At 60.7% G+C, this 14,897-nt stretch carries 13 protein-coding genes; 6 read left to right on the top strand and 7 right to left on the bottom strand.

From position 1 onward, the window contains the following. Nucleotides 1–121: 121 nt before the first annotated feature. The 3 genes from ACZ445_RS03380 to ACZ445_RS03390 are packed head-to-tail and all read left to right on the top strand — an operon-like array spanning nucleotide 122 to nucleotide 3,687. Nucleotides 122–781: a paraquat-inducible protein A gene (locus ACZ445_RS03380; RefSeq protein WP_058423162.1), complete on the top strand. Its 660-nt coding sequence runs from the start codon at nucleotides 122–124 to the stop codon at nucleotides 779–781. Continuing rightward, nucleotides 768–1,391: a paraquat-inducible protein A gene (locus ACZ445_RS03385; RefSeq protein WP_058423161.1), complete on the top strand. Its 624-nt coding sequence runs from the start codon at nucleotides 768–770 to the stop codon at nucleotides 1,389–1,391. Before ACZ445_RS03380 ends, ACZ445_RS03385 begins: the two co-directional genes overlap by 14 nt. Continuing rightward, nucleotides 1,384–3,687 (top strand): PqiB family protein, encoded by a 2,304-nt coding sequence (locus tag ACZ445_RS03390; protein ID WP_058423160.1) that lies wholly within the window; start codon nucleotides 1,384–1,386, stop codon nucleotides 3,685–3,687. The genes ACZ445_RS03385 and ACZ445_RS03390 overlap by 8 nt, the downstream gene beginning before the upstream one ends. Nucleotides 3,688–3,747: 60 nt before the next feature. Here ACZ445_RS03390 and mksF read toward each other — a convergent pair whose 3' ends face one another. The 3 genes from mksF to mksB are packed head-to-tail and all read right to left on the bottom strand — an operon-like array spanning nucleotide 3,748 to nucleotide 8,559. Continuing rightward, on the bottom strand, nucleotides 3,748–6,588 hold the full coding sequence (gene mksF, locus ACZ445_RS03395; protein ID WP_179029140.1) for an Mks condensin complex protein MksF: 2,841 nt from the start codon (nucleotides 6,586–6,588) through the stop codon (nucleotides 3,748–3,750). Further along, nucleotides 6,585–7,292, bottom strand: a complete 708-nt coding sequence (gene mksE, locus ACZ445_RS03400; RefSeq protein WP_016974932.1) for an Mks condensin complex protein MksE — start codon at nucleotides 7,290–7,292, stop codon at nucleotides 6,585–6,587. The genes mksF and mksE overlap by 4 nt, the downstream gene beginning before the upstream one ends. Next, nucleotides 7,282–8,559 (bottom strand): Mks condensin complex protein MksB, encoded by a 1,278-nt coding sequence (gene mksB / locus ACZ445_RS03405; protein WP_179029139.1) that lies wholly within the window; start codon nucleotides 8,557–8,559, stop codon nucleotides 7,282–7,284. The genes mksE and mksB overlap by 11 nt, the downstream gene beginning before the upstream one ends. Nucleotides 8,560–8,746: 187 nt before the next feature. On the opposite strand from mksB, the gene ACZ445_RS03410 reads away from it, so the two are divergent. Further along, nucleotides 8,747–9,493: a hypothetical protein gene (locus tag ACZ445_RS03410; RefSeq protein ID WP_058423156.1), complete on the top strand. Its 747-nt coding sequence runs from the start codon at nucleotides 8,747–8,749 to the stop codon at nucleotides 9,491–9,493. After that, nucleotides 9,486–9,938 (top strand): ribosomal protein S18-alanine N-acetyltransferase, encoded by a 453-nt coding sequence (gene rimI, locus ACZ445_RS03415; RefSeq protein WP_005784514.1) that lies wholly within the window; start codon nucleotides 9,486–9,488, stop codon nucleotides 9,936–9,938. The genes ACZ445_RS03410 and rimI overlap by 8 nt, the downstream gene beginning before the upstream one ends. 116 nt (nucleotides 9,939–10,054) lie before the next feature. Here the strand turns inward: rimI and ACZ445_RS03420 are convergent, their stop codons facing one another. Next, nucleotides 10,055–10,420: a hypothetical protein gene (locus ACZ445_RS03420; protein WP_058423155.1), complete on the bottom strand. Its 366-nt coding sequence runs from the start codon at nucleotides 10,418–10,420 to the stop codon at nucleotides 10,055–10,057. A gap of 139 nt (nucleotides 10,421–10,559) precedes the next feature. On the opposite strand from ACZ445_RS03420, the gene can reads away from it, so the two are divergent. Further along, nucleotides 10,560–11,204, top strand: a complete 645-nt coding sequence (gene can / locus ACZ445_RS03425) for a carbonate dehydratase (protein WP_010213394.1) — start codon at nucleotides 10,560–10,562, stop codon at nucleotides 11,202–11,204. On the opposite strand, the gene ACZ445_RS03430 is transcribed toward can, so the two are convergent. The 3 genes from ACZ445_RS03430 to acpA form a co-directional block, all read right to left on the bottom strand. Beyond that, a complete protein-coding gene (locus tag ACZ445_RS03430; RefSeq protein ID WP_058423154.1) occupies nucleotides 11,201–11,725 on the bottom strand; it encodes an SET domain-containing protein in 525 nt (174 codons plus the stop codon). The genes can and ACZ445_RS03430 overlap by 4 nt on opposite strands. Nucleotides 11,726–11,872: 147 nt before the next feature. After that, nucleotides 11,873–13,042 carry a hypothetical protein gene (locus ACZ445_RS03435; protein WP_310863418.1) on the bottom strand — a complete coding sequence of 390 codons (1,170 nt, stop codon included), beginning with the start codon at nucleotides 13,040–13,042 and terminating at the stop codon, nucleotides 11,873–11,875. Nucleotides 13,043–13,164: 122 nt separating this feature from the next. Further along, a complete protein-coding gene (gene acpA, locus ACZ445_RS03440; RefSeq protein ID WP_310863419.1) occupies nucleotides 13,165–14,865 on the bottom strand; it encodes an acid phosphatase in 1,701 nt (566 codons plus the stop codon). Nucleotides 14,866–14,897 lie beyond the last annotated feature (32 nt).

A 14,897-nucleotide genomic window follows, 5' to 3' on the forward strand; every position in this document is an offset into this window, starting at 1 on the left:
GTTTTGTTTTGGGCGGTAGAAAACTCGAGCGCTACTTATCCCCCGACAAATTTGCACAGTTATTTCTGAACCAGAGCACTAGAATAGGCACCTAACCATTTTTAGAGTCAGAGCCCTATCTATGCCCGATCCGGCTGATGCCCTCGAGCTATCGGATTTACCACTGGACGACCTGGTGGCATGCCATGAGTGCGACTTGCTGATGCGCAAACCGGTGCTCGCCCTCGGCGAAAAAGCCCAATGCCCGCGTTGCGGTTACGAGCTGTACGCTCACCGCCACAATGTCGTTGAGCGAAGCATCGCCTTGGTGCTGGCTGCACTGTTGCTGTATATACCCGCGAACTTTCTACCCATCATGCAGCTCAATCTACTTGGGCAGTCCTCCGAGGACACCGTGTGGAGTGGCGTCGTTGGTTTGTTCGACACCGGCATGCAAGGTGTCGCCGCTGTCGTTTTCCTGTGCAGCATGGGCATCCCCTTGCTCAAGCTGCTTTGCCAATTGGCAGTGTTGCTCAGCATCCGCTGGAATGTCGGGCGCAGTTATGGGCTGCTGCTGTACCGCATTTACCATCACATGAAAGACTGGGGAATGCTGGAGGTCTATTTGATGGGCGTATTGGTGGCGATCGTAAAACTCGCCGACATGGCCTCCATCACGATAGGCCTGGGGCTGGTCTGTTTTATCAGCCTATTGGTGGTTCAGGTGTTGCTTGAGGTGGTGATGTCGCCCCACCAGATATGGCAAGCGCTATCAGGAGAGGATGATCATGCGGGCGATTGATGCGGGCATTCTGATTTGTACCGAATGCCACGAGTTGAACAAACAAGACGCTGATAGCGATGAGCAAACCTGCACCCGTTGTGGAGCGCTGATCCATGCCCGTCGCCCCAACAGCCTTACCCGTACCTGGGCGCTGCTGATCACCGCGGCGATCTTGTACATTCCCGCCAACCTGTTACCTATCATGACCATCAATTCGCTTGGCCAGGGCGACCCCAGCACTATCATGGCTGGGGTGATTCAACTGGTGCAGCATGGCATGTACCCTATCGCGGCCGTGGTGTTCATCGCCAGCATCCTGGTGCCGACGTTCAAGCTGGTCGGCATAGGTCTGCTACTGTTCTCGGTGCAGCGTCACCAACCGCTGTCCGCGCAACAACGCATTGTGATGTACCGCTTTATCGAATTCATTGGCCGCTGGTCCATGCTGGATATCTTCGTGATCGCCATCCTGGTGGCGGTTGTAAACTTTGGACGACTCGCCAGTGTCGAGGCCAATCTCGGCGCGGCGGCGTTCGCCAGTGTGGTGATCTTGACGATGCTTGCCGCAGTAACTTTTGATCCCCGACTGATTTGGGATAACACGGAGTCGGACGACGACCATGAGTGATTTGCCAAAAGCTAAAACCCGCCCAGCCTCCAACTGGTCGGCCATTTGGGTGTTGCCCCTGATCGCCCTGATCATCGGTGGATGGCTGGGGTGGCGTGCCTATTCTCAACAGGGCATCGATATCCAGGTGCGCTTTGAGAGTGGCGAAGGTATCCAGGTCAACAAAACCGAAGTGGTCTACAAAGGCATGCCAGTGGGCAAGGTCAAGGCCTTGGCGCTGGATGACGAAGGTAACAATCGCGGTGTGATTGCCACCATCGAGATGAACAAGGACGTCGAACAATACCTGAAGACCAACACCCGTTTCTGGCTGGTCAAACCGAGTGTCAGCCTCGCCGGCATCACCGGCCTGGAAACCCTGGTGTCGGGCAACTATATCGCCGCGAGCCCGGGTGACGGTGAGCCCACGCGCAAGTTCAAGGCGCTCTCCGAAGAGCCACCCTTGTCCGACGCCAAGCCCGGTTTGCACCTGACCATCAAGGCTGACCGTCTCGGTTCGCTCAACCGTGGCAGCCCGGTGTTCTACAAGCAGATCCAGGTAGGCCAGGTCAAAAGCTACCTGCTCTCCGAAGACCAGAGCACCGTCGAGATCAAGGTCTATATCGAACCGACCTACGCCAGCCTCGTGCGCAAACACACACGTTTCTGGAACGCCAGCGGCATCAGCATCGATGCCAACCTCTCCGGCGTGAAAGTTCGCAGCGAATCCCTCTCCAGCATCGTTGCCGGCGGTATTGCCTTCGCCACGCCGGAGAACCGCAAGGACAGTCCGCCTACGGATCCAAGCCTGCCATTCCGCCTGTACGAAGATTTCGACGCCGCTGCGGCCGGTATCAAGGTCAAGGTCACACTCTCCGACTTCGAAGGCCTGCAGGCCGGCCGTACACCGGTGATGTACAAAGGTATCCAGGTCGGCAGCCTGAAAACGCTGAAGATCAACCCAGACCTTTCCAGTGCTAACGCCGAACTGACCCTTGATCCCCTGGCTGAAGATTACCTGGTACAGGACACCCAGTTCTGGGTCGTCAAACCGTCAATTTCCCTGGCGGGTATCACCGGGCTTGAGGCCTTGGTCAAAGGTAACTACATCGCCATCCGCCCGGGTGACAAAGGGACGCCTCCACAACGCGAGTATGTCGCAAGGGCCAAGGCTCCCCCGTTGGACCTGCGTTCGCCGGGGCTACACATGGTGCTGTTCACTGACAGCCTCGGCTCCCTGGATGTCGGCAGTCCGATCCTCTACAAGCAGGTCAAGGTCGGCTCGGTGCAGAGTTATCAGTTCTCGCGCAAGAACAAACAGTTGGTGATCGGCGTCCACATCGAGAAGGAATACGAAAACCTGGTCAATGGCTCGACGCGTTTCTGGAATGCCAGCGGCGTCACCCTGACCGGTGGTCTCACGGGCGGCATCCAGGTGAAGAGTGAATCCCTGGCCAGCTTGATGGCCGGCGGAATCGCCTTCGAAACACCCGAGCAGAACGTTCCGCTGAAAAAGCGCATTCCGCGTTTCCGGCTGTTTGCCGACCGCGATGCCGCCAACCAGCACGGTACCCTAGTGACCATCAAGGTCGACCGCGCCGACGGCATGCGCCCTGGTACACCTGTACGTTTCAAAGGCCTGGACGTGGGCAAGATTGAAAGTGTCGACCTCAGTGCCGACATGCAGTCGGTGCTGCTCAGTGCGCGTATCACCCAGGTAGCAGATCGTATCGCCCGCGTCGGCAGCCAGTTCTGGGTGGTCAAGCCTGAGCTGGGGCTGATGAAAACCGCTAACCTGGAAACCCTGGTCACCGGTCAATACATCGAAGTGCAACCGGCTGCGAAAAGCGCCGGCCCGCAGAAGAGTTTCGTCGCGCTGGACCAACCCCCTGAAGCCGCCCATCAGGAAGCCGGCCTGAGCCTGACCCTCAGCGCCGCCCGCCGTGGTTCGCTGAAGGAGGGCGTGCCGGTCACCTACCGCGAAGTCACCGTGGGCAAAGTCACCGGCTACGAGCTGGGCCAAACCGCCGACCGTGTGTTGATCCATATTCTGATTGAGCCTAAATATGCCCCGCTGGTGCGTGGCGGGAGCCGGTTCTGGAACACCAGTGGCTTTGGCCTCGACTTCGGCCTGTTCAAAGGCGCAACCGTACGCACGGAATCCTTGGAAACCCTGGTCGCCGGCGGTATCGCCTTCGCCACACCCGATGGCGAGCGCATGGGCAATGCCGCCCGGCCACAGCAAACCTTCCCGCTGTTCGACAAGTTTGAAGATGAGTGGCTGACCTGGGCACCTAAAATCCCGCTCGGCAAATAAGCGCCACAAAAAAGGCCGCGATCCATAGATCGCGGCCTTTTTGCATTTCAGCGCAGGACGTCAGACTTCATCCAGCTCCGGCTCGTCTGCCTGCACATTCATCGTCGCCTTCACCACATCATGACGACGGATGTACTTCCAGTCCGCCTCATCGATGTAGATCCCATTCGGCCCGCTGCCGCCTTCCAGGTCGATCGCCACCTGGGCGGACACCTGCGGCTTCACACTGGCCAGGATCGGCACGAAGCCCAGCTGCAAGCTGGTCTCCAACAGGGCAGCCTGGTTCTTCTCATCGATGTCCGCCGCCTCGTCGAGGTAGTACGGCAAGCGCACACGCCCGGCCTGGTCACGGTCCATCAAGTGCAGCAACAAGTACATGTTGGTCAGCGCCTTGATGGTCATGGTGGTGCCGTTGGACGCCGCGCCGTCGATATCGGTGTGGATCACCGGCTGGCCATGCACCTTGGTGATCTCGAACGCCAGCTCAAACAAGTCCTTGAGGCCCAGTTGGTTATGGTTGGCCGCCACCAGTCGCGCCAGGTACTCTTTGGCTTCTTCGTTCTTGTTGTCCTGCTCGGCGCTCTGGCTCAGGTCGAACACCGAGAGGGTTTCGCCTTCTTCATACTGACCGGCACTGTGGATGATCTGGTCGATATGCTTGAGCGCTTCCTTGTTCGGCGCCAGCACGATGCGGAAGCTTTGCAGGTTGGAGACCTGGCGTTTGTTGATCTCACGGTTGAACAACGCCAGTTGATGCTCAAGGCTGTCGTAGTCGCTGCGGATGTTGCGCAGGGTCCGTGCGATATCGGTGACCGCCGCACGGCGGGCCTTGCCGAGTGTCAGCGCTTCATCCGTGCGGTGCGCATAAGCGTTGATCAGCAATTGCAGGCGACGCTCGACATCATCCTCGCTGTCGAACTTGGCCACGCCCTTGAGGCGAACCTGGGCGTACAGCGCTTCGATCTGCCCGTCGGCGCGCAGCAAACCTTGCCAGCTGTCCTGATAGTCATTGAGCAGCGGCAGCAGGTTGTCCATGGAATCGTCGACCGGTTCCATGAACGGTGTGCCGAAGGGCAAGTCCGCCGGCAACAACTGACGGCGACGCAACGCGTCGTCCAGCGTGCGTTGCTTGGCTTCCATGTCACCAATCTGGCGGCCGACCAATTGCAGCTTGGCCGACAGTTGCTGAACGCGCTCGGTGAACGCATCGCTGGAGCGCTTCAATTCGTCTTGTGCGGCTTCCATCTGCGCGAGGTTTTCCAGCTTCTCGCCTTCTTCGGCGCTCAGGGTTTGCGCACGGCGGAAGTCTTCCAGGGCTTTCTGCGCATCGAGCACCTGCTGGTACAGCGCTTCGGTCTGCGTCTTGCTCGCGGCACGGTCGGAGGCGACAGCCTGCTGGGTTTTCAGTTGCTTGAGTTCTTTTTCCAGGCGCTCTTTCTGATCGCGCAACGCCGCGCGATCCGCCAAGGCCTGCAATGCCGGCGGTTCGATGTGGGAGATGTCGATGGACAGCCCCGGCACTTCAAAACGCTCACCCTTGAAGCCGTCGAGGATTTGCTCCAGGGATTTGACCCACTGACCTTCCTCATCCAGGGTGATGCCATGCTCGCCCAACGGCAGGCTGAACAACGAACTGTTGAACAGGCGCATCAGACGCTCGACATCCTGCTGTGAGAATTCTTCGCGCAGTTTGGCGTAGCTGTTGTTGTCCGCGTGGTCGAGCTGCTGCTTGACCGACTTCAAGCGTTTTTCCAAGTCGCGCAGACGCTCATCCAGATCCTCGGCGCTGAACTGCCGCGACTGCGCAAGGGCACCCGCCAACTCATCGTGGGCATCCTTGGCCGCCAGCAACTGCTGCTCCAGCACCTTCACGTCATCCACCAGCGCAAAGCGATGCTTGAGCACCGACAACTCGCCCAACCAACGCTGGATACCGCTGATTTCCCGCTCCAGGCGCATCAGCTCCTGGGTGCCGCCACGCTGATCGTTCTGCAGCGCGTCCTGCTCGTTGCGGTAGTGTTCGGCCTGAATCGTCAGTTCTTCCTTGCGTGCACTGGCGTAGTCCGACCAGGTGCCCAGCAACGAGTCGAGCAATGGCGACAGGCGATGCAATTTGCCACGCAGCACGTCGCGCTGACGAACACCATTGGACAGCGCTTCAACCAGAGGGCCGGCCGCGACCAGGGAGTTGTAGTCCTGCTCCATGCGTCGCACATCGCGGAAGGCTTCTTCGCACGCCGCGATGTAGTCCACGCTACCCGAACGCAGGCTGTGCTCAAACGCATCCAGGAACAATTGCTTGAGCTTGGCCGCGGTGATTTCACGCATGTGCAGCAGGTTGATAAACAGTGCGCGGAAGGTCTTCAGGCTCTGCTCGCTGGTGGAGCGCAGTGGAATCAACGTCAGGTCCAGCGGGATCGACGTATGCCCGCCTACCAGCAAGCGACGCAGTTCATCCGGCTTGAGTTCGTAGGCTTTCAGGCCTTCGCGCTCGAGGTTGGTGAACAGCTCTTTCTGACGCAGGCAGGTGTCATTCTTCTGGTAGTGCGCCAGGTCCAGCTTGCCGGCATAGGCAAAGAACTGGTGACCGAAACCACCGCCCGGGCCGCGCCCAACCACGCCGATTACATGGGGGCCGTGGGGCAGCGAGACTTCCACGAGGATGTAGCTGGTATCGGTGGCAAAGTAGAAGCGTCGTGATTGTTCCAGGGTGTACTTGCCGAAACTCATGTCCGACATGCGCGCCAGGATCGGGAACTGCAAGGCGTTGATCGAGGCGGATTTACCCAGGTTGTTAGCGCCATACACCGACAGCGGCTCTTCCAGCGGGAACAAACCCAGGCTGTAGCCGGCGGTGTTCAATAGGGCGAAGCGGCGGATGCCGTAGCGTTCCTTGCTCATGCATCGGTCTCCTGTTCTTCGGCAATCGCGCGGGCCAGTGCGTCTTCTTCGCTTTCATCGGCGAAGTCGCTCAAGTCGAGTGGGTCATCGGTTTTCAGCAATTTCTCATCGCTGTCTTCGTCGATGATCACCGGTGCCGGCAGCGGCAACACGCTGTGCACGCTGGCTGCCAGGTCGCGGTCTTGCTGCACCGACAGGCACACATCGAGGAAGCGGTGCATCGGCGGCAGGAAGCGATAGATGCCGTTGTCTTCGCTGGCAAAACCCAGCTGGGTCATGCGGCGCATGATTTTTTCTTCGAGTTCTTCCTGGGTCTGCACTTCGGCCTGGATAAACAGGTCGCGGTACTTCTCCAGCAGAGACGGCAACTCATCACGGCCGAGGCTGCCACCGTCGAGCACGGCGATCGGGTCGCGGCCCTGGTCGGCCAGGTGCTCGACGATGATGAAGGTGAACAACGCCAGGCGCTGGGCGGTCTTGTTGACCTGCGCGGCGGCCACGGCGGTGTCCGGCACGAAGTAGTAGAAGCCCCGCGTGTCGCACACCAGCTCAAAGCCCAGGGCCTTGAACAGCGTGCGGTACTGGTCCTGGAAGTTCGACAGTTGTGCGTACAGCTCCGGGTCGCGGCGGCTGACGTGGTAACCCTTGAACAGCTCGCGAAAGATCGGCGCCAGCTGGGACAGTTCGGATAGATCAAGATGCATGAGGTGTACTCGCAGGGTGCTCGGCGGCGTCGGATCCGGCCGGGAGCAGGGCGAATGAGCGCAGGCTGACCTGGTGCTCGTGTGTGTGGTAATCGCGGCGTTCCAGGCGTTCGCGCTTGAAGCGTTTTTCCCGCGAGAGGCGCGAGAACCAGTACAGCAGTTCGTCGGTGGCGCCGTCCGGTTCCTGCTCCAGCAGCCAGGTCATCAGGTCCGGCATCGGCAGGGCGTCTTCGCAGCGTTCGAGCATCTCCTTGACCGTGCGCGGTGCGCGCTGGGCGTCGCCCTTGGGGGACTTGTGCGCCTTGGGAAAACGCGCCGGTTTCGGCTCGAAATTCGCCAGGGCGTACACATAGGCTTCCACCTGGCTGGCACTGCCGAGGAAGGTGCTCTGCGGCCGGGTGAACATCGGCATCGCCGCCTGCGGCACTGCGTCCAGGCCTTTGCGGCGAATGGCCGACAAGGCCAGCGCCGCACCACGGGTCACGGCGTTGTGCCGACGCGCTTCTTCACGCAGCGGCAGCAGCAGTTCGCGGGCATGACGCAAGGTCAACTGGGCGCTGGTCTGCATCTCCAGGATGCGCGCGTGGGTGCGCAGCAGCATGTCGTCGTCCACCAGGTGGCCGAGGCGCTGCTGTTCGGTGAGCATGCGCAACAGCACATTTTCCACCTTGCGCACGCCTTGTTCGAAGGCGCCGTCGGCGTTCACCAGTTGGATCATCGGTTCGACGTATTCGTCCCAGGTCGCGAGGACCTCGGCATAACGCTGGCGTAACGGGATCTGGCGGTCGCTGGTCTTGGCGCGGTCGGCCACGGCGGCGAGGGCCTGTTCGTCGTTGGCGAGTTTTTTCAGCACATCGCGCACGCGCATGTCGAGCAGACGCAGTTGACGGGCCAGGTCGTGGCCGTCACGGATGTCGAAGGCGTCCTGGATGTAACCGGCCAGGCGCTCGAGGTGGCGCAGGTAGGCTTCGATTTCCAGGCACAGGCCAAGCCGGTGCTCCTTGCGAAGATAGGCCAGGAAGTCGTGGATCTGTGCATTGAGCTCGAAACGGTTCGGGCTTTTGGCGACAGGCACCAGGATGTCCAGGCGAATCCACACGTCCAGCAGGCTGGTGATGTCCTGTGGCGTGCTGTCCAGTTGTTGGGCGGCCAGTTGTGCGCGCAGTTCGCCCAGGCTCAGGGTGCCTTGGTCGAAGTGTTCGCACAGTGGCTCAAGCAGGGCCCAGTGTTCGGCGAGGGCGCGCAAGACGCGCTTGGGTTCGATCATCGGAATGGCCGGCTGGTTGGCGATTAAAAGTCGCGATTGTACTGCATCGGACGCGGGATTTATCCACAGCCGGTCAGTACGCAGTGGGCGATTGTTGCCGAACAGCGGTAGAATCCCCGCTCTTTAGTTATCCACAAGTGGCCGAGCTGTGCTTATCGAGTCCCGACGTCGCGCTTACTTGAGCGCCATGCAGGTGGTCAACTGGCTGCCCCGCACCGAACTGCCGTTTGCCGCGCCGTCGCGGCCCGAGCTGTTGCAGGCGCTTGAGCCCTATGAGGCGTTCGAGTCTTCGGGCGAGGAAGCGGCTGCGCCAGTGGCGGTGGTCAAGCCCACGCCGGAGACGCGACCGGTGGTGGAGCGGGCGAAGATCGAAGTGCCGCGCCCCGCGCCGGTGACCAAGGCCGCCAAGGTGGTCGACGAGGCGGCCCCGGTGGTCAAGGCCCCGGTGGTGCCACCACCGCGCTTTGCCCTGCAATTGCTGCGCGCCGGGCGCTGCCTGCTGCTGGTGGAGTTGCCCACCGGCGAACGTTTCCAGACCCGCGACCCCGCCTACATGCTGCTCAAGGACATGCTGCGCGCCGCCGGCCTGCCCGACAGCCCGCAAATCGTCGGCGACCCGGTGCGCTGGCCGCTGCTGGTGCGTGGCAACATGGATCAAGGCCCCGAGGCCGCACGGGATTTCGTGCAAGGTTTTGTGTCGGCGCGCCTGGAAGACGAACCTTGCGCGTGCCTGTGGCTGATCGGCTTGCCCGCCGTGCGCTTTGCTGGCGAAGCCAATGCCGAAGCCTGGTACCGCGAACTGCAGGTCGAAAGCCTGGGTTTGGTGTGGGCCCTCCCGGGCCTGGAATTATTAATGGAAGAGCCACAGCGTAAGGCTGATGTCTGGCAAGCCATGCGCCGGCTGATGGCGCGCTGGAAAACAACCGATGAGTGAGGCTTTATCCTTCCGCCCGATGACCGAGGCCGACCTCGACGCCGTGCTGAAAATCGAATACGCGGCGTTCAGCCATCCCTGGACCCGTGGGATCTTTCTCGACGGGCTGGGCAAATACCAGATCTGGCTGATGTTCGAAGGTGAGCAGCAGGTGGGACACGGCGTGGTGCAGATCATCCTCGACGAGGCGCATCTGCTGAACATCACCGTCAAACCGGAAAACCAGGGACGCGGCCTTGGCCTGGCGTTGCTGGAACACCTGATGTCCCGCGCCTATGCCGCCAGTGCACGGGAGTGTTTCCTGGAAGTGCGCGACAGCAATACCGGCGCGTTTCGCCTGTATGAGCGCTATGGCTTCAACGAGATCGGCCGTCGCCGGGACTATTACCCGGCTGTCGGTGGCCGCGAAGATGCGGTCGTCATGGCCTGCACCCTGGTCGACTAAATACATAGGCCATTGTGGGAGGGGGCTTGCCCCCGATGGCGGTGTACCAGGCACCTTATCAGTCTGACATGCCGCTATCGTGGGCAAGCCCCCTCCCACCTGTAGGACACGGTTTGTCAGCGGTTACCGTCTATTGGATCAATATCTGCCAATTCGGCCTCATCCAGGCCATTGCCCCCACCGATCTCATCCTCATCGACGATACTCAGGTCCCAGTCCGCCGGTTCGCTTTCGCCCGCTTCCTTAGCATCCCGTGCTCCATCTTCATGGATCAGCGTTTCAGGGCTCATGTCATCGTCCGTCGCTTCATGGTCTTCGGTTGAAGCCCCGGTCAGCCCGGCCTCCCGCACCCGTTCGTCACCGATATGCGTGGTGGGCGCGTCTTCGTCAAAATCCAGCTCACGCATCGAGCCCATGCGATCTTCATTATCATCAATCGGTTCGGGCTGTGTAGCGCCGTAGGGACGTCGTGATTCAGTCATGGCCAATCCTCATACTGTGGGGCTTATAGTGTGTGGACAGGCACGGAGGGCTAAAGATTCAAGCTGATTCGTGCTGAGCGTGACCTGGACGCGGGGTTGTCAGTCACAAAACTGCGCATCATTCCTGAGGCTTTCCCTGATGAACGAACTACAAGACCTGCTTGATAACAATGAACGCTGGGCGGACGCGATCAAACAGGAAGATCCCGAATTCTTCGCCAAGCTCGCCCGCCAGCAAACCCCGGAATATCTGTGGATCGGCTGTTCCGATGCCCGCGTACCGGCCAACGAGATCGTCGGCATGCTGCCGGGTGATCTGTTCGTGCACCGTAACGTCGCCAACGTGGTGCTGCACACCGACCTCAATTGCCTGTCGGTGATCCAGTACGCGGTGGACGTGCTCAAGGTCAAACACATCCTGGTCACCGGCCACTATGGCTGCGGCGGCGTGCGCGCCTCGATGCAGGACCGCCAGTTCGGCCTGATCGACGGCTGGTTGCGCACGATTCGCGACCTCTACTATGAGAACCGCGACCTGCTGGCCCAGTTGCCGACTGAAGAAGAGCGCGTCGACCGTCTTTGCGAGTTGAACGTGATTCAGCAAGTGGCCAACGTCGGTCACACCAGCATCGTGCAGAACGCTTGGCACCGTGGGCAGAGCCTGTCGATCCACGGTTGCATCTACGGCATCAAGGATGGCCGCTGGAAGAGCTTGAACACCACCATCAGTGGTTTCGAACAGTTGCCGCCGCAGTATCGCTTGCGTCCATTGGGTGAGGCCTAAGGGGCGCCCAGGCTGCGCTTCTCTTCGAGGAAGCGCAGCCCCTCTGCATTGATCTGTTCATTCCAGCCTTTGATCCACTCCTTGCAACAGGGCGCGCCGCAGGTGCAAGCGAATTGAACGTCCAGGATGTCGCAGGTGCTGGCGTAGTCGAGCGTGATCCAGGTTCCTGCGCAGATCGGAGCCACTGCCCAAAGCTCCAAATATTGAGTATCGAGAAAGGCGTTTGGGCTGCAGGAGTGGCGCAATTGGCCGCAGAACCATCGGTCATACAGGTAAATGCGCGAAGAAATCTGAAAGGTATGCTGACACCTCTCGCTCAACGCATAGCCTGATACCTTGGCGATGCATGTCCGGTTGCCAAAATTGATACGAGCCTTTATTCCCGTGGGCTCCCCCTCTGGGTTGTGGACCACCTGAAATTCACGGCTCGAAGGGTAACCACGCGTAAAAGACGTGCTCGCGAAAGGATAAAGGCAGTCACTCGCAGCGGTTTTAGCCTTATCCATGGCCTGAGTTTTCATAACTCTCCTGGTTTAGGCTGCATCGACCTGCGGGTGGTGGCTGACTACCAGTCTTGCAGCGGATGGGCGCGGCTCAAGACTCGCTGAACATGGATCCGATTTCTACTGTGAATGTTGACAGTAGAAATCGGTTGTTTTTTGTGCAACTTACAGCGCCGGCGCACTGACCGTAGGGGTTGGCGCCGCATTGCGAAGCTGTTTCAGCTGGGTCTTGATGGCGGCTGTGGCGCATTTGGCGTTCGCGTCTTCCGGGGAAAGATTGCGCACCGAGGTGTAGAACAGCTCGCACGTCTGTTCCTTGCGCGTGACTTGCCAGGTATTCATGCAGGCCTTGAGTAATACATTCGGATCGCTCGCCGGTTTCTGGCCCATCCCGGCCTGCCAGCAGGCGGCGCTCAGGTCCTGGCCCATGACCTTCAAGCCGGCTTCGTCGGCTTTCTGCTCGTTACCGCCGTAGGTGTCGGGGCTCGCGGCATACCAGATGTAACTGGGGTGGTTGGAACCCAGCACCGAAACGGTCTTGCCGGGGGCCGGGCTGATCTGCGCCAGGCCCAGCACGCCAACCGTCTGCCCGTATTGTTGCTTGATCCAGCTGCGCACCGGTGCGCCGAACGCCACCATGGGCAACGCCCCTTTGGCCGGCAGGCTCAACTCCCGGACCATGTGCGTCTGGTAATCGGTGAAGTAGCTGTAGACGGTTTCCAGGTCCTTGCCCGCATTGGACGGCGCGGCGATGGGCGCGATATCGATGATGGTCTGGTAGGCCGGCGTTTCGGTGGCCGGGATGCCGTTGTCGGTCAACAGGGTAGCCCAGCGGTCGGTGGTGGCCGATTCCAGGTAGTCCTGCGCCTGGGTCAGCGAGTAGTCCGGCGGGAAGTGCAGCAGCTCGATGCTTTTGCGATTTTCCAGGGCCATGCCCAGCGGCAGGAACAGGTACCAGTTGTAGGCCCATTTGCCATCGCTGTTGAGCTTGCTGGCGCCTTGATAGGCCAGGTCGGCGGTATTGAGCAGGGTGGTCAGCGGTTGGCCATAACTGTACGGTACGCCGCTGAAAGTCGCCGAAACCTGACCGTCATGGGTCTTGACGCTGACTTTCGCCCGGCTGTACCCATCCCGTTGCAGGCTCTGGTTCAAGTAATGCTCGGCAGTCTGTTCCAGCGTCCAGGGCCGAAAGCAGATCACATTGCAGTTGTTGGGGAAGGCGAACAGCTGAGTCACGCGCTGCGTGCTCCCCAGCGGCACCTCGATGTCGGCCTGTACCGCCGCACTCGCCATCAGTACGGCCAGGGTGAAGGACAGCCTGGTTGGTTTGAACATGGTTGTTTCCTTGTCAGCGAAAGCCCGTCTGCGCGGGGTGAAAGCCCACCCCAACACAGTAGCGGCTGACCAGGAAAACCGCGTGCTAAATCATCGGGCGTGTCGCTATTGGATAAGAAAACCTACACGCTGAACTGCAACGCGTTGCTCAAGTCGCCCATGGGTTTCTGGCCGCGGGCGATCATCGCATCGTCGCGTTGCTTGAGGCCGTCCAGGGTTTCCAACTGGAACACCCGGGTGATCAGGCGCAGGATCGACGCGGTGTCGTACACCGTATGGTCCACCGTGCCTTTTCGGGCGAACGGCGACACCACCAGCGCCGGAATCCGCGTGCCAGGGCCCCAGCGGTCGCCCTTGGGCGGTGCCACGTGGTCCCACCAACCGCCGTTTTCGTCGACCGTCACCACCACCACCATGTTTTTCCACTGCGGGCTCTCTTGCAGCACCTTCAAGGCACGGGCGATATGGCGGTCGCCCGAGGCGACGTCGGCATAGCCCGCGTGCATGTTCAGGTTGCCCTGGGGTTTGTAGAAGGTCACGGCGGGCAGCTTGCCAGCCTGGGCGTCGGCAAAGAACTTGTTGGTGCTCGACTCGTCCCCCAAACCGCCATCGCGCAGGCGTTTGTTGCGTTCAGCACGGTTCTCGGGACCCTGCTGCTTGAAGTAGTTGAACGGCTGGTGGTGATACTGGAAGTTCGGGATTTTCGGAATACCGCCCGAATCCTTGAACTGGTCCAGCGTCGCTTGCCACGCGCCGGCGTACCACGCCCAATCGACGTTCTTCTTCGACAGCTTGTCGCCGATGTGTTCGTGGGTTTGTGGCACCAGCACGTTGGGCAGGTCAGGCTTGGAGTAGTCCGGGTTTTCCGGGTCGCGGATCCAGGTCGGCCAGTAGGGCGGGGCCAGGGTGTTCACGCCGTAGCCATCCGGGGTCAGCGCGCTGGGGCCGAACTGCGGCGGGCCGCTCATCGCGCTGGCGGGGGACTTGTCCAGGGGCTTGAGGCGCGGGTCGGTGGGGTCATCGCTTTGCAGCGTGGCGATCTGCGCCTTGGCCACCGATTGTGCGGCATTCGGGTAAAACGGCGCGGTGGCGCTGATCAGGTATTGGTGGTTGAGGAACGAGCCGCCAAACGCACCCTGGAAGAAGTTATCGCAGAGCACAAACTCCTTGGCCACGTCCCACAGGCGCAGGGCATAACGACTCTGGGCGTAATGGCCCATCACCAGGCCGCCGGAGTCGGCCCAGGCGACGAAGTTGTCATTCTTGCCGCCGTTGATCTGCATCTGGTTCTGGTAGAACACGTGCCACAGGTCACGGGTGACCAGGCTCAGGGGCAGGTCTTCGGCATTCGGGCCCTTGAGGGCGAAGGGCGCGTTGGGCAGGTTTTCCTGGAATTGCACTTCGCTGGGGTAGGTCACACCGTCCACCGTTTGCGGGCCGACTTGCAGCACGCCACCCCAGGTTGGGGGCAGGGTGGTCAACAGGCTGCCATCGCGGTCACGCTGCTGCGTGTCGGCGGCGGATAGCGCCGACAGCGGTTTCTCAACACCTGGGAAGTCCGCAAACAAGTTGTTGAAACTGCGGTTTTCGGCGTAGATCACCACCACGGTTTTCACCTGCTCACGCAAGGCCTTGTCCAACTCTTGCGGCGTCAGCGGCCGCGCCACCGGTTTACCCGGTGCTTCGCTGGTATTGCCGCAGGCACTCAAGGTTGCGCCAACCCCCAGCACCGCCGCGCCCCCCAGGAAACGCCGACGGCTGGTGTCGACTGGCGGTTGGGCTGCGGAATCGGGGGAAGGGCGGTCTTCGTGCTCGTCGCTCATTGCGGGGAGTCCTTGGCGAGGTGTTGCAAGAT

The sequence above is a fragment of the Pseudomonas allii genome (assembly GCF_055380095.1).

Excerpts from the sequence above, each read along its gene's own strand:
- ACZ445_RS03380 (WP_058423162.1), top strand. The coding sequence starts at position 122 with ATGCCCGATCCGGCTGATGCCCTCGAGCTATCGGATTTACCACTGGAC.
- ACZ445_RS03410 (WP_058423156.1), top strand. The coding sequence starts at position 8,747 with ATGCAGGTGGTCAACTGGCTGCCCCGCACCGAACTGCCGTTTGCCGCG.
- ACZ445_RS03420 (WP_058423155.1), bottom strand. The coding sequence starts at position 10,420 with ATGACTGAATCACGACGTCCCTACGGCGCTACACAGCCCGAACCGATT.
- acpA (WP_310863419.1), bottom strand. The coding sequence starts at position 14,865 with ATGAGCGACGAGCACGAAGACCGCCCTTCCCCCGATTCCGCAGCCCAA.
- rimI (WP_005784514.1), top strand. The coding sequence starts at position 9,486 with ATGAGTGAGGCTTTATCCTTCCGCCCGATGACCGAGGCCGACCTCGAC.
- ACZ445_RS03385 (WP_058423161.1), top strand. The coding sequence starts at position 768 with ATGCGGGCGATTGATGCGGGCATTCTGATTTGTACCGAATGCCACGAG.
- mksB (WP_179029139.1), bottom strand. The coding sequence starts at position 8,559 with ATGATCGAACCCAAGCGCGTCTTGCGCGCCCTCGCCGAACACTGGGCC.
- can (WP_010213394.1), top strand. The coding sequence starts at position 10,560 with ATGAACGAACTACAAGACCTGCTTGATAACAATGAACGCTGGGCGGAC.
- mksE (WP_016974932.1), bottom strand. The coding sequence starts at position 7,292 with ATGCATCTTGATCTATCCGAACTGTCCCAGCTGGCGCCGATCTTTCGC.
- ACZ445_RS03430 (WP_058423154.1), bottom strand. The coding sequence starts at position 11,725 with ATGAAAACTCAGGCCATGGATAAGGCTAAAACCGCTGCGAGTGACTGC.
- ACZ445_RS03435 (WP_310863418.1), bottom strand. The coding sequence starts at position 13,042 with ATGTTCAAACCAACCAGGCTGTCCTTCACCCTGGCCGTACTGATGGCG.
- mksF (WP_179029140.1), bottom strand. The coding sequence starts at position 6,588 with ATGAGCAAGGAACGCTACGGCATCCGCCGCTTCGCCCTATTGAACACC.
- ACZ445_RS03390 (WP_058423160.1), top strand. The coding sequence starts at position 1,384 with ATGAGTGATTTGCCAAAAGCTAAAACCCGCCCAGCCTCCAACTGGTCG.